This window comes from Mesorhizobium yinganensis, from assembly GCF_040081985.1.
Classification (GTDB): Bacteria; Pseudomonadota; Alphaproteobacteria; order Rhizobiales; family Rhizobiaceae; genus Kumtagia; species Kumtagia yinganensis.
Genome location: NZ_JBEBMH010000032.1, coordinates 50611 through 63861 on the forward strand (window position 1 = coordinate 50611; position 13251 = coordinate 63861).

The 13251-nt window shown below is 62.7% G+C and carries 12 protein-coding genes; 3 read left to right on the forward strand and 9 right to left on the reverse strand.

What is annotated here, in order from left to right:
* Nucleotides 1-108 precede the first annotated feature (108 nt).
* The 8 genes from atzF to ABMA59_RS31550 form a co-directional block, all read right to left on the reverse strand.
* Complete coding sequence (gene atzF / locus ABMA59_RS31515) at nt 109-1914, reverse strand: allophanate hydrolase (protein WP_349009339.1); 1806 nt, start codon at nt 1912-1914, stop codon at nt 109-111.
* Between the two features lie 5 nt (nt 1915-1919).
* Entirely contained in the window at nt 1920-2261 is a 342-nt protein-coding gene (locus ABMA59_RS31520; RefSeq protein WP_349009340.1) for a cupin domain-containing protein, read from the reverse strand.
* Complete coding sequence (locus tag ABMA59_RS31525) at nt 2254-2922, reverse strand: cysteine hydrolase family protein (RefSeq protein WP_349009341.1); 669 nt, start codon at nt 2920-2922, stop codon at nt 2254-2256. Before ABMA59_RS31525 ends, ABMA59_RS31520 begins: the two co-directional genes overlap by 8 nt.
* Nucleotides 2922-4466, reverse strand: a complete 1545-nt coding sequence (locus ABMA59_RS31530; RefSeq protein WP_349009342.1) for an ABC transporter ATP-binding protein — start codon at nt 4464-4466, stop codon at nt 2922-2924. Before ABMA59_RS31530 ends, ABMA59_RS31525 begins: the two co-directional genes overlap by 1 nt.
* A complete protein-coding gene (gene biuH / locus ABMA59_RS31535; RefSeq protein ID WP_349009343.1) occupies nt 4463-5164 on the reverse strand; it encodes a biuret amidohydrolase in 702 nt (233 codons plus the stop codon). Before biuH ends, ABMA59_RS31530 begins: the two co-directional genes overlap by 4 nt.
* Nucleotides 5165-5174: 10 nt before the next feature.
* Complete coding sequence (locus ABMA59_RS31540; RefSeq protein WP_349009344.1) at nt 5175-6101, reverse strand: ABC transporter permease; 927 nt, start codon at nt 6099-6101, stop codon at nt 5175-5177.
* A complete protein-coding gene (locus tag ABMA59_RS31545; RefSeq protein ID WP_349009345.1) occupies nt 6101-7219 on the reverse strand; it encodes an ABC transporter permease in 1119 nt (372 codons plus the stop codon). The genes ABMA59_RS31540 and ABMA59_RS31545 overlap by 1 nt, the downstream gene beginning before the upstream one ends.
* Before the next feature lie 179 nt (nt 7220-7398).
* On the reverse strand, nt 7399-8526 hold the full coding sequence (locus ABMA59_RS31550) for a BMP family ABC transporter substrate-binding protein (protein ID WP_349009346.1): 1128 nt from the start codon (nt 8524-8526) through the stop codon (nt 7399-7401).
* A 245-nt stretch (nt 8527-8771) separates the two neighbouring features.
* Between ABMA59_RS31550 and ABMA59_RS31555 the strand changes: the two genes are divergently transcribed.
* The 3 genes from ABMA59_RS31555 to ABMA59_RS31565 all read left to right on the forward strand — a co-directional run bounded on the left by ABMA59_RS31555 (nt 8772) and on the right by ABMA59_RS31565 (nt 12855).
* Entirely contained in the window at nt 8772-9473 is a 702-nt protein-coding gene (locus ABMA59_RS31555) for a GntR family transcriptional regulator (RefSeq protein ID WP_349009347.1), read from the forward strand.
* A gap of 112 nt (nt 9474-9585) precedes the next feature.
* Complete coding sequence (locus ABMA59_RS31560; protein WP_349009348.1) at nt 9586-10980, forward strand: FAD-binding oxidoreductase; 1395 nt, start codon at nt 9586-9588, stop codon at nt 10978-10980.
* A gap of 108 nt (nt 10981-11088) precedes the next feature.
* Nucleotides 11089-12855: an adenylate/guanylate cyclase domain-containing protein gene (locus ABMA59_RS31565; protein ID WP_349009349.1), complete on the forward strand. Its 1767-nt coding sequence runs from the start codon at nt 11089-11091 to the stop codon at nt 12853-12855.
* A gap of 260 nt (nt 12856-13115) precedes the next feature.
* Here ABMA59_RS31565 and ABMA59_RS37380 read toward each other — a convergent pair.
* Nucleotides 13116-13251 (reverse strand): integrase core domain-containing protein (locus ABMA59_RS37380; protein ID WP_425475858.1); only part of this gene is annotated, 136 nt, incomplete at its 5' end.

Below are 13251 nucleotides of genomic sequence, written 5' to 3' on the forward strand. Positions count from 1 at the left end.
AGCTTGAGCTCAGAATAACGGCCAACGCGCAAATGGCTAAACGGATGCGAGTGCCGGCTCTTATCGCTTTCCGAATTTGCCATATGCCAATGGGTTTCCGATGTCGATTTACGAAGCAGCGAGAACCTCGCCGACGTAGCGGCGCCAACCGCCGAAGCCGGATATATCGGTCGCGCCGTCAAGGCCGGCGCTTTCCGCCAGAAAACCCTTGCAGGTCGAGCCGTCGTTAAGCTCCAGCGTGCCAATGCCGAGCGGGGCCGGAATGGAAGCGACAAAACGACCGAAGGCGGCGGGCTGCAAGCTCCATATTTCCACGTCGATCGACACGCCGTCGCCTTCTTCCGCCCGCGCCAGCCCCGGTTTGGGGACCGCCTGGCCGGCGAGCGCATAGAGCCGATAGGCTGCGGCGGTTCGCGCGGCGCGGCGGAAATCCGCGCCGAGTTCCTGCAATTGGAAGTTCAGCGGCATGCCCGAAAGGTGCGCGCCGACCACCGCCAAGTCGATGGAGTCGTCCCGGCCGGGCTCGCGCGCGGCAGCGGGCGGCAATGGCCAGCCGGTGGCGCCGAGACGGGTTCCAGCGGCAGCATGGATGCGCTCGGCAAGCGAGGCGACAAGCCCGTCCTTGCCCGCAGCCGCGAGCAGTGTGACGCTCATCGGCAATCCGTCGGATCGTCTGCCTGAAGGCACGGCGATGCCGCACATGTCGAGCAGATTGACGAAATTGGTGTAGGTGCCGTTGCGGCTGTTGGTGACGACCGGGTCGGCCAGCACCGCATCGACAGTATAGTGCGTCGGTGCGGTGGGCACGCAGATCAGGTCCACCGAGGCAATCAGCGGCGCCACCTTGGCCTTATAGGCCTGCAGCGCGTAGAGGCCGCGGAACGCATCGGCCGCCGACAATTTTCGCGCGCCGCCGATGATTTTCGCCGTCACCGGATGCATTTCGGCCTCATGCGCGTCCATGAAGCGGGCTATCGCCGCGTAACGTTCGGCAACCCAGGCGCCTTCGTAGAGGAGATTGGCGGTGTTGTAGAAGTCGCCGAAGGGCATCTCGACGATATGGCAGCCAAGCGACTGGAGTTTTGCCAGCGCGGTGTCGAAGCCGGCTTCCATTGCCGTGTCGCCAAAGAACTGACGGTCGGTGTGTGCCGGTACACCGACGGTCAGGACCGGAGGGCTGGACACCAGCGGCGCGACCGCCACGGTCGTCGAATAGGGGTCAGAGACATCGGGCGCCGCGGTCACCGAAAACACAGCATAGGCGTCGTCGACCATCAGGGCGAAGATCGAAACGGAATCGAGGGTTCGGCAGGCCGGCACCACGCCTGTGGTCGAGAGCGCGCCGACGGTCGGCTTCAGCCCGACGATGTTGTTCAGGCCGGCCGGCACGCGCCCCGAGCCGGCGGTGTCGGTGCCGAGCGAAAAAGAGACGATGCCTTGCGCCACGGCGACGGCGGAGCCCGAGGATGAGCCGCCGGGCACCAGCGCCGGGTCGATAGCATTGCGCGGCACCGGATAGGGCGTGCGCACGCCGACGAGGCCGGTGGCGAACTGGTCGAGATTGGTCTTGCCGATCACCAGGGCGCCGGCGGCCTTGAGCCGCGCCACCACCGTCGCATCTTTCTCGGGCGTGTAGGAGAAGGCGGGGCAGGCCGCGGTAGTCGGCATGCCGGCGACATCGATATTGTCCTTAACCGCGAAGGGGATACCCCAGAGCGGTTTTGCAACGGGATCGAAGGCCCCTAGCACCAGAACCTCGGCGAGCAGCGATGTCCTGTCGGCGAGATGGATGAAGATGCCGGGATCGTCCACGGCCACCAGCCGGGCATGGACCGCCTCGACCATCGAGCGGACTGAAAACCCTTGCGCGTAAGCTGCGTGCAGACTTCCGATGTCGAAACGGACTTCGCTCATTTCGCCTACTCCAGGAAAATCACCGGCAGGTCCCACTGGATAAGGACCACGCAACCGTTTTCCGTCCAGACGGAATGGACTGTTCCCACCAGGTTGAGCACCACGCTGCCGGCAGCATAGTCGCCATTCTCGTCCGACTGCGTGCCCTCCAGCACCACGATCGTCTCCAGGCCCGCATGCCGGTGGCGCGGCACGCCGGCGCCGGGCCGATATTTCAGCACCGCGACGGACGGCTCCACCGGGCCGCCCTTGAGCAACCAGTGCACCCCGATACCATCGCGGAAACGCTCAAACGTCAGATCGCGCCAGCCGCCGTCGAGCAGGCCAGCGAAGCTTAAATTAGGCATCCGCTATTCCCTGAAGCACCTCGTCGGTCGTCGCCGTCCAGCCGACGATCGCGCCTTGGGCGCGGATCATCGCCAGTGCGGCCGCCTTGAACTCCGGAAAATAGCTTTCCGTGGCATCCTCGGCGAGCAGGCATTCAAAACCCCGGTCGTTGGCCTCGCGCATGGTGGTCTGCACGCAGACTTCCGTCGTCACGCCGGCAAAGACGAGCTGCTGCGCGCCGAGCCGCTTCAGCTCTTCTCCGAAAGGCGTCGCGTAGAAGGCGCCCTTGCCGGGCTTTTCGATGACGATCTCGCCGGGCAACGGCGCAAGCTCCTCCAGTATGGCCGTGCCCGGCTCGCCGGCGATGAGAACGCGGCCCATCGGGCCCTCGTCGCCGATCCGAATTGAGGGGTTGCCGCGATCGCGCTTGGCCGGCGGCAGGTCGGAAAGGTCAGGCCGGTGGCACTCCATCGTATGGATCACCGGCAGGCCGGCGGCGCGAAAGCCCTCGATCAGCTTCTTCACCGTCGGCACGATTTTTTGCACGCGCGACACGTCGTTGCCGAGGCTCGCGCCAAAACCGCCGGGCTCGGCGAAATCGCGCTGCATGTCGATGACCACCAGCGCCATCGACTTCGGGTCGAAGGTGAACGGGAAGGGAGCGGCTGCGATCTCGGCCATCAGTGGTGACCCGCCATGTGTTCGCCGATCGCCTGCACGCTGGCCGTCGCGATCGGCGTTTCATAGACCAGCACACCGTCGGACATGACCAGGATGCGGTCGGACAGTTCCAGCAGTTCGTCGAGGTCTTCCGACATAAGCAGCACCGCCGCGCCGGCATTGCGGGCTTTCATGATGCGGGCGCGGATTTCGGCCACGGCCGAAAAATCCAGACCGAAGCAGGGGTTGGATACGATCAGCAGATCGACCGCGCCGGTCAGCTCGCGCGCCAGCACGGCGCGCTGGATGTTGCCGCCCGACAGCGACTGGATCGGCGAGGCCAGCGAGGCGGTCTTCACCTTGAACTGCGCGACCAGCTGCGCCGCATAGGCCTTGATTGCGCTAGCCGACACCCAGCTTACCGGCTTGCCCGATTTGCCGAGGTCGAAGGTGCGGAAGGCGATGTTCTCGGCCACCGTCATTTTCGGCGCGCAGGCGTTGCGCAAGGGTTCTTCCGGAATGAAGCGTACGTTGAGCACGCGCGCCTCGCCGCGGCTGGCGCCATAGGGCGCGCCCTTGACCTTCACCTGGCCCGCATCGCGCTGGCGCTGGCCGGCGAGCACCTCCAGAAATTCCTTCTGGCCGTTGCCGGAAATGCCGGCAATGCCGACGATCTCGCCCGATTTCACGTCGAGATCGGCGACGTTGATGGTTTTCAGGCCGGTGCGGTCCGGCGCCTTAAGGCCCTTGACGGCCAGCACCGTCTTCGACGAGCCGTTGAAATGGGTGCGCGTGTCGAGCTTGGCGATCGGCTGGTCGCCGATCATCATCGCCGCCATGGCCTGCCGGTCATGCTCGGAAACTTTTCCGGTGCCGGTCATCTTTCCCTTGCGCAGAACGGTGAAATCATCGGCGAAGGAGGTCACCTCGTGGAACTTGTGGCTGATCATCAGCACGGTGAGGTCGCCGGCAACCGTCATGCCGCGCACCAGTCCCAGCACCTCCTCAGCCTCGCCGGGGGTGAGTACCGAGGTCGGTTCGTCGAGCACCAGAAAATTTCGCCCGAGATAGAGCTGCTTGATGATCTCCAGCTTCTGTTTCTCGCCTGCGGCCATCTCCGCCACCTTGGCGTCGAGCGGCAGCTTGAACGGCATCGTCTCCATGAAGGCGGCGAGCGCCTTGCGCTCCCTGGCCCAGTCGATGACGCGCGGCACGTTCTCGCGCGAGATCACCAGGTTTTCCGCGCCGGTCAGCGACGGGACGAGCGTGAAATGCTGATAGACCATGCCGAGCCCGAGCGCCGAAGCGTCCTTCGGGCTGGCGATCGGCTCCTCCTTGCCGTCGACCATGATCTGGCCGGAGGTCGGATGGTAGAAACCCATAATGCATTTGACCAGCGTCGACTTTCCGGCGCCGTTCTCGCCGAGCAAGGCATGGAAGGAGCCGGCCGGCACATTGATCGACACGTCGTCCAGCGCCGTGAAGGCGCCGAAGCGCATGGTCATGCCGAACGTCTGGACACCTACGGCCTTGTTGTCGCGCGGGGCGGGCGGCGGGATGATCATGGCAACTGCTCCACGAAGGTCTTTGAGTTCGACACCGCGCCGAACACGCCGCCCTGCATCTTGATCATCTTGATCGCTGCGAGGTGGTTGCCGTAGTCGGTCGCGCCGCAGCAGTCTTCCAGCATCACGCATTCGAAGCCGCGATCGTTGGCCTCGCGCATGGTGGTGTGCACGCAGACGTCGGTGGTGATGCCGGTCAGCACGATATTCTCGATGCCGCGCTGGTTGAGGATGAGTTCCAGGTCCGTCGCGCAGAACGAGCCCTTGCCGGGCTTGTCGATGACCGGCTCGCCTTCGACCGGGTAGAGGTCGGGGATGATGTCCCAGCCGGGCTCGCCGCGCACCAGGATGCGGCCGCAGGGGCCGGGATCGCCGATGCCGGCATCGATGCGCCGCGAGCGCCAACGCTTGTTTGCGGGCAGGTCGGCGAGATCGGGCCGGTGGCCCTCGCGTGTGTGGATGATCGTGTAGCCCTTGGCCCGCATGGCCGACAGCACCGACTTGATCGGCTCGATCGGCGCCCGCACCAGCGACAGGTCGTAGCCCATGTGATCGACATAACCGCCGGGGCCGCAGAAATCGGTCTGCATGTCGATGATGATCAGCGCCGTGTTGTCGGGCCTGAGCGCGCCGTTGTAAGGCCACGGGTAGGGATCGGCCTCGATGAATTTCTCGGAGATTTCCGGCATGGCGTTCATCGAAAGGTTCCTATTTGGTGATCGAAAGTTCGCCGGGCGCGCCGGCCAGCGAGCGGCCGGGCGACGAGGTCAGGATCATGATGGCGAGCGTCAGCACGTAGGGCGCGGCGTAGAACAGGTAGTAGCCCTGTGTGACGCCGACGGATTGCAGCGCCGGGCCGAGCGCGCCCGCTCCGCCGAACAGCAGCGCCGCGGCAAAGCAGCCGAGCGGGTTCCAGCGGGCGAAGATGACGAGCGCCACCGCCATCAGGCCCTGTCCGGACGATACGCCTTCGCTCCAGCTTCCGGGATAATAGAGTGAGAGATAGGCGCCGCCGATGGCGGCAAGCGCGCCGCCGGTCGCGGTCGCGAACAGGCGCACCGTGTCGGGATTGAGCCCCATGGCCCGGGCGGCGTCCGAACTGTCGCCGACGACGCGCAGGATCAGGCCGGCGCGCGTATTCTTGAATGCCCACCAGAGGAACACGGCAAGTGCTGCGCCGATCAGGAACAGCACGTTGATGCTGAGCGCGGCCTGCACCTGCGGGATCGATGACCACCAGCCGAACGGGATCGCAGGCAGGTCGGGCGCTGACGGCTGGATGAAGGGTTTGCCGAAGAAGAAGGCGAGGCCCGAGCCGAACAGCATCAGCGCGATGCCGATGGCGATGTCGTTGACCTTCGGGAACTTACAGATCCAGCCATGGAACAGGCCGAAGATCGCGCCGGTAGCCGCGGCAACCAAGACACCGAGCCATGGCGAGCCGGTGAGCACCGCAGTCGCATAGGCGGACATCGCGCCGAACACCAGAGTGCCTTCAAGACCGAGATTGATGCGGCCCGACCGCTCGGTGATCGCCTCGCCGAGCGACACGAAGATGAAGGGGGTGGAGACACGGATCGCCCCACCGAGAATGGCGAGCGGCACCCCCCAGAGGCCTATGTCGACAGGCTCCATCACGCGCTCCTTTTCCAGAGGTCCGGATTGAAGGCCTTGAAGCGGCCGTAGAATGTTTCGCAGAACAGGATGACGATGAACAACATGCCCTGCAGCACCTGCACCGTGGCATCCGGCAGTTCCATGCGCCGCTGCAGGAGGCCGCCCGAGGCGTCGATGCCGCCGAGCAGGATGGCGACCGGGATGATCGCCAGCGGATTGTGGCGGGCGAGGAAGGCGACCAGGATGCCGGTATAGCCATAGCCGGCCGCCAGCGAACCGTTGGCGTTGCCCTGGACAGCCGCCACCTCGATCATGCCGGCAAGCCCTGCGAAACCGCCGGCCAGCGCGCAGAAGCCCAGAATCAGCGGCCCGACGGCGAGGCCCTGGACCTGCGCGGCGCGCACATTGCCGCCGGCGATGCGGGCGGCGAACCCCCAGCGCGTCTTCTCTATCAACACCCAGGAGATCACGCATGCGACGATGCCGACGACCAGACCCCAATGCACATCCATGCCCGGCATCGGGCCGACCGCGAAAGCCGGGTCGATCGGATGCGTCGACGGCTTGTTGAGCGAGGCCGGATCGCGCAGCGGCCCTTCGACGAGATGGTTCATCAGGGCAATCGCGATATAGGCCATCAGCAGCGACGAGATGGTCTCGTTGACGGCGCGGTAGTGGCGAAGCGCGCCGACGGCGCCGATCCAGAGGCCGCCGGCGACCGCCCCCGCTATCCCCATGAGAAGAATACCGATGAAGGACGGCGCGCCCTGCACCGAGACGGCGGCGGCTGCCGCCGCGACGCCGCCAAGCACGATCGCCCCCTCGCCGCCGATCACCACCAGCCCGAGCCGGGCTGGCAGCGCCACGCAAAGTGCTGCAAGCAGAAGAGGTGCCGCCCGCGACAGCGTGTTCTGGATCGAGAACCACGAGCCGAACCCGCCGCGCCACATCAGTTCGAACAATTGCACGGGGGATTTTCCGAGCAAGGCAAGGAAGACAGAAAACAGCGCCATGCCGAAGACCAGGGCGGCGAGGGGGATGACGAATCCCTCAGAACGGCGCGCCAGCCATTCGAGCGCTGAGGAAAGCGCAAGAGAGTGGAAGCCGGGGGACGGGTCGGCGGCGAAGTCGGTCATGGCAGGCTCCGATGCGTTGGCAGTTCCATCGAAGGGCTTGCGCCCCAACTTCCCTTCGTGGGGAGCTTCGACGAAGCGGGGTCGCAGGGGGTTTAGCGGGGTGGTGAGCACAGCATGGACCCCCACCCCGGCGCGTTCCGCGCCGACCCTCCCCACAAGGGGGAGGGTGAGAGCCCGGCCTACGAGGTCGAACCGACGACGCCCTCGACGAGATAGTCCATGCTTTCGAGTTCGGGAGCGGTTTCGACGAAGACCTGGCCTTCCGCCGCCACGACGTCGCCCTTGTTGTCCTTCAGCGGCCCCTTGATGACGGCAAAACCGCCCTTCATGATTTCCGCCAGCGTAGCGTCGAATTGCTTTTTCGCCGGCTCACTGACCGCTGGGCCGAGCGGGCTCATCTTGACAAAACCGTCGGCCAGGCCGCCGCGCGTGAAGTTCGGTAGTTCCTCTTCGGCGAGCAGTTTTTCGACATACATCTTGTAGACGTTCGCCCAGTTCCACTCGGCGCCGGTCAGATATTTTTCAGGCGCGAGCGGCGACTGGTTGGCATGGTAGCCGCAGACGAAGGCGCCGCGGCCGGCGGCCGTCTCGACGACGACTTTCGGGCTGTCGACGTGGCAGGTGATCACGTCGGCGCCCTGGTCGACCAACGCATTTGTGGCTTCCGCCTCCTTGACCGCCAGCGACCATTCGCCGGTGAAGATGACTTGGCAGGTTATTGACGGATCGACGGCGCGCGCGCCGAGCAGGAAGGAGTTGATGTTGAGCAGCACCTGCGGGATCGGTTTGGCCGCGACGAAGCCGATCTTCTTCGACTTCGACGTATGGCCGGCGACAATGCCGTTGAGGTACTGGCCCTGGCCGATATAGCCAAAATAGGAACCGGTATTCTTAGGGTGCTTGCCCTTGGTCCACATGCCGCCGCAGTGACGGAACTGGACCTCCGGGAATTTGGCGGCCATCGCCAGCATATGCGGGTCGAAATAGCCGAAGGAGGTCGGGAACAGCAGCGTCGCGCCATCGAGATTGATCATCGATTCCATCGTCTTCTGGACATCGACGGTTTCCGGCACGTTCTCTTCCTCGACGATCGTGATCCCTTCGATCGATTTCAGCGCCGCGGCGCCTTCGACATGCGCCTGGTTGTAGCCGTAGTCGTCCTTGGGGCCGACATAGATGAAACCGATGGTCCCGGAAGCGGCGAGCGCGCTTTGCAGCGGCAGCCCGCTGCCGACAATGCCGAGGGCGGCGCCACCGGCGGAAGTCTGAAGGAAGCGGCGGCGATTGATCAGGAACTGCGGATTCATAATGATGCTCCGGTTGGTCGAGTAAACATGCGTCAGTCTGTTAAGAATGTGTATGCAATCGCCATGCCAGTAATTTTTAGTATGGAAAAACAATATGATATCGAAATCATGTCTCATGACTTGGGCTAGAAATGCGCCAAGTGCATGCAGTTTGTGATTAAAATATAGTCATGTTGACATATGCATAATTTGTGGGCATACGAAGGCATCGCGTATGGGGTTCGGGCGCCCGCGAACCAAGAACAATGCCGGGAGGAACCTTGCAGAGGTCCGGGAAGAAGCTCGTCAGGGCCGGCACGACGGTTGATCAGATGGTGCGCGCCATCTCGGATCGCATCGTCACGGGCGTGCTGCAGCCGGGCGAGAAGCTCGACGAAACCGCGCTGGCCGATCGCTACGCGGTATCGCGCACGCCGGTCCGGGAGGCACTCAGCCGGCTAAGCGCCATGGGCCTGGTCGACCGGCGGCCTAACCGTGGCGCCATCGTCGCCATAGTGACCCCGCACTATCTGGCCTCGATGTTCGAGGGGATGGCCGAACTGGAAGGGATCTGTGCGAAGCTGTGCGCCGAGCGCATGACCGTCTCGGAGCGGCGCGCGCTGCAGCGCCATCACCAGGACGCCGCGCGTCTGGTGCGGGCGGGCGCGGAAGACGATTACGAGCAGTTCAACACCGAATTCCACACCCGGCTCTATCTCGGCGCCCATAGCCCGCATGTCGCCGAACTGACGACGCAGACCCGCGACCGGCTGTCGCCGTTCCGCCGAGCTCAGTTCCGCATCGCGGGGCGACTGTCAAAATCCTGGCAGGAGCACGACGCAATCGTCACGGCGATCCTGCGCGGCGACGCCGAGACGTCGCAGCGGGCAGCTACCGCGCATGTCGCGATTGTCAGCGAGGCGAGTTCGATATTCGCCTTGTCGGCACCGAACCCTCGGCAGCAGTAACGAATAGACCAGAGATCGGTGCTTAGTAAACTGCGCGTGAATGCTTCGCATATTTGTGATACATTCCTCTTACTGGCAGCACTTTGCGATAAAACAACAAGCGGAGGGCAAAATGGCAGCGACGGAGCTTCAATGCCGGAGCGGCGCTCGCATTGACCCGGGACTCATCAGTGAGTTCGCAAAGGGATTAGCTGGACTGGCCATCAGGCCGGAAGATAAGAGCTATGATCACGCTCGTCGAATCTGGAATGCCGCGATTGACCGTCATCCGGGCTTGATCGTGCGCTGCGTTGGCGCGGCGGACACGATCCACGCAGTCAAATTCGCGAAAGCCAATGACATTCTGGTCGCAGTTCGAGGCGGAGGCCATAACGTCGCCGGACGGGCGCTCTGCGACAACGGGATAGTGATCGACCTCTCATCCATGCGCGCCGTGATTGTCGATCCCGAAAGTCGCGTAGTGCGTGTGCAGGGCGGCGCGACGCTCGGCGACCTCGATCGCGAGACCCACCTTCATGGTTTGGCAGTGCCTGTTGGAGTGGTTTCGAAGACTGGCGTAGCCGGCTTGACCTTGGGTGGAGGAGTCGGGTGGCTGGTTCGAAAATACGGGCTTAGCTGCGACAATGTGATCTCGTTCGAGGTGGTGACAGCTGAGGGTGAAATCGTCGTAGCCAGTGCTGAAAGTTACCCCGACCTATACTGGGCCTTGCGCGGCGGAGGCGGTAACTTTGGCGTGGTCACCAGCTTCACTTTTCGCGCTTACCCCATCTCCACCGTCCTCGGCGGCGTGCTAGTTCATCCGCGTGATAAGGCTGGAGAAGTGCTGCGCTTTCATCGCGATTTCATGGCGAGCGCACCAGAGGAATTGACTGCCTATGCTGCCTTGGTAACAACGCCTGATGGAATGCCAGCTACAGTGATAATCGCCTGCTGGTGTGGTGATATAGCTGAGGGCGAACGCTTCCTGGCACCGATGCGGGCCTTTGGTCCACCGCTGCTTGATGCGATCCAGCCGATGCCGTTCCCCACAATGCAAATGCTTCTGGACGGGGAATTTCCGGAAGGAACCTACAATCATTGGAAGGCGACATTCGTACCAAAATTAACAGACGAAGTGATCGACCTTCTCATTGAGCATGCAAGCCGAATGCGGTCGCCAATGTCGAGTTGCCTTGTGGAGTTCTATGGCGGCGCGCCCGGAAGGGTGAGTTCCAAAGAAGCGGCCTTTGCTCAGCGCGCGTCCGAATACAACATAGGGATGACCGCACAGTGGACCGACCCGGCCGAGAGCGAAATGCACAGGGCCTGGGCTCGGGAAATGTACGATGCGTTCGAACCGCACTCGAATGGCATGCACCTCCTCAACTTTCAAAGCGAGGCAGGGGATGACGTGACCCGCGCGTCCTTCGGCGCCAACTATGCGCGGCTTTCGGAATTGAAACAGAAATACGATCCGACCAATTTCTTTAGCCTCAATCAAAATATCAAGGCAGCCGGGAGCACATAACCGACCGGTTGAATCCCGACTGCTGTCCTCCGTGACGATTCCATGTCGAAAAAGATGAAGCGGCTCCCCTTTCGTCTGCTGTACGTTGAATAGGGGAGGAGGCTCAAGGTGAGTGAGATCCGCAAGCTTGCGGCGATTCTAGCCGCCGATGTCGTCGGATACAGTCGCCTGGCTGGCTCGGACGAAGATCGGACGCTCGCGCGCCTCAGAGCGCTCCGCAGCGACCTCATCGATCCTACCATAGCGGTGCACATCGGACGAGTTGTGAAACGGACTGGAGACGGAGCCCTGGTTGAGTTCCGCAGCGTGGTGGATGCTGTGCGGTGCGCCGTCGAAATGCAGAATGCAATGCTCGAACGCAATGTTGGTGTGCCGCCCGATCGACGCATCGAGTTCCGCATGGGGATCCATATCGGCGACATAGTCGAGGAGAGCGACGGCGACCTGATGGGCGACGGTGTTAACATTGCCGCCCGGCTAGAAGGGATCGCCGAACCTAACGGCATTTGCCTATCGAGTGCGGCCTATGAACAGGTGCGCGACAAACTGAGACTTGATTTCGAGGATATCGGCGACAAAGAGCTCAAAAACATTGCGCGGCCTGTGCGCGCCTATCGGGTGGCCTCAAACCGGGATACCGAAAGAGTGCCAATGAGGCACGAACTCTCCGGTGAAAAACTAGCGCGGCTCGACAAGCCGTCAATCGCCGTCTTGCCGTTCCAGAACATGAGTGGTGACCACGAACAGGAATATTTTGGCGACGGCATCGCCGAAGATATCATCACGGCCCTTTCCAAGCTGCGGGGCTTCTTCGTCATCGCGCGCAACTCGACCTTCGCGTACAAGGGCAAGGCGCCGGATATCCGTCAGGTCGCGCGTGAACTTGGTGTTCGCTACGTACTGGAAGGCAGCGTCCGCAAGGCGGGTGAGCGTTTGCGGGTGACTGGCCAGCTCATCGACGCGGCTAGCGGCAGTCACATATGGGCTGAGCGCTACGATCGCCCAGCGTCCGACATTTTCACTCTACAGGACGAGATTACGGCCAGTGTCGTCGCAGCGATCGAACCGCAGGTCTACGCCGCCGAGAACCTCCGCTTACAGAGCAAGCCACCGGAAAGTCTCGATGCCTGGGGCTGCGTGGTAAGGGCGATGCCCTTTATCTGGACTTGGGTATCTCAGAGCGACGACACCGGGATCAACTTACTGAAACGCGCCATTGAGCTCGATCCAGGCTACGCGCGAGCGCATAGCCTGCTGGCTTGGATTTTCGCCACGCGAGTGATGCTTGGTAACATGGACTACGAGCGCGGCATGTCCGATGGCCTGGTTGTGGCGCAGCGAGCGATCGACCTCGATCCCGAGGACCCTTGGGCACATCTGGCAGCAGGCTACGTTTTCACTCTCTCACGTCGATTCGGACCAGCAGTTGAAGAGCTGAATGAGGCGCTGCAGCGCAACCCGAGTTTCGCGTTGGCGCGAACTATTCTAGCTGTGGCGTATGGATATGCAGGACTTGCTGACGAAGGTTATTACCAACTCGATATCGCCAGGCAATTGAGCCCTCGCGACTACTCCCAAGCGGCAAGCTTCTCAATCGAAGGGCTGTGTCATCTGGTCGCTTACCGTTATGACGAAGCGGTTACCGCCGAACGCCGCGCTGTGCAGCTCCGGCCCGACTTCGGTGCCGCCTGGCGCACGCTCGCCGCCTCAGCGGGCCTCGCGGGCGACCTTGATCTTGCGCGGCGGGGCCTCGCTGAATGTAGACGCCTGCAGCCCAGCATCAGCATCGCTTGGGTTGAAAAATACTATCCACTGATCCGTGCGGAAGACCGTTCTAGGTATATGGAAGGCCTTAGTCGTGCGGGCCTCGAATAAATCAGTCTGGAAGGCGGCGGTCCCGCCGCAAACCCTCCTGCTGCAAGGCAGCGCGGGGTCAAGAAGAATATCCGTGAGCATTCGGTACAAACCGGAAGTGATATTCCCGCTTGCGCAATTATTCTGCTGAAGACGCCATTGTTTAACGCTTTTAGCAAGGCTTCGACGTCGCTTAGGTTTTGAGTTCCGTATCGAGTCGTGTGACGTGAGACCCCAATCTCCTCCGGCTTGAGGGAGAGTCCTGGGTTTCGATTTAGGCCTCATGCGGCCTGTTTTTCCAGCGTGGATTTGATTGCGAACTCGACTGGCGGCATATTGCCGAGGGCCGAGTGTGGTCTGTGGTGGTTGTAGTCCTCCTTCCATGCGGTGATGGCGGTGCGGGCCTGTGTGAGCGTC

What these genes read in the sequence shown, in the direction of transcription:
- ABMA59_RS31555 (WP_349009347.1), top strand. Translation starts at nt 8,772, where the DNA reads ATGCCGGGAGGAACCTTGCAGAGGTCCGGGAAGAAGCTCGTCAGGGCC.
- ABMA59_RS31520 (WP_349009340.1), bottom strand. Translation starts at nt 2,261, where the DNA reads ATGCCTAATTTAAGCTTCGCTGGCCTGCTCGACGGCGGCTGGCGCGAT.
- ABMA59_RS31550 (WP_349009346.1), bottom strand. Translation starts at nt 8,526, where the DNA reads ATGAATCCGCAGTTCCTGATCAATCGCCGCCGCTTCCTTCAGACTTCC.
- biuH (WP_349009343.1), bottom strand. Translation starts at nt 5,164, where the DNA reads ATGAACGCCATGCCGGAAATCTCCGAGAAATTCATCGAGGCCGATCCC.
- ABMA59_RS31525 (WP_349009341.1), bottom strand. Translation starts at nt 2,922, where the DNA reads ATGGCCGAGATCGCAGCCGCTCCCTTCCCGTTCACCTTCGACCCGAAG.
- ABMA59_RS31540 (WP_349009344.1), bottom strand. Translation starts at nt 6,101, where the DNA reads ATGGAGCCTGTCGACATAGGCCTCTGGGGGGTGCCGCTCGCCATTCTC.
- ABMA59_RS31530 (WP_349009342.1), bottom strand. Translation starts at nt 4,466, where the DNA reads ATGATCATCCCGCCGCCCGCCCCGCGCGACAACAAGGCCGTAGGTGTC.
- atzF (WP_349009339.1), bottom strand. Translation starts at nt 1,914, where the DNA reads ATGAGCGAAGTCCGTTTCGACATCGGAAGTCTGCACGCAGCTTACGCG.
- ABMA59_RS31560 (WP_349009348.1), top strand. Translation starts at nt 9,586, where the DNA reads ATGGCAGCGACGGAGCTTCAATGCCGGAGCGGCGCTCGCATTGACCCG.
- ABMA59_RS31545 (WP_349009345.1), bottom strand. Translation starts at nt 7,219, where the DNA reads ATGACCGACTTCGCCGCCGACCCGTCCCCCGGCTTCCACTCTCTTGCG.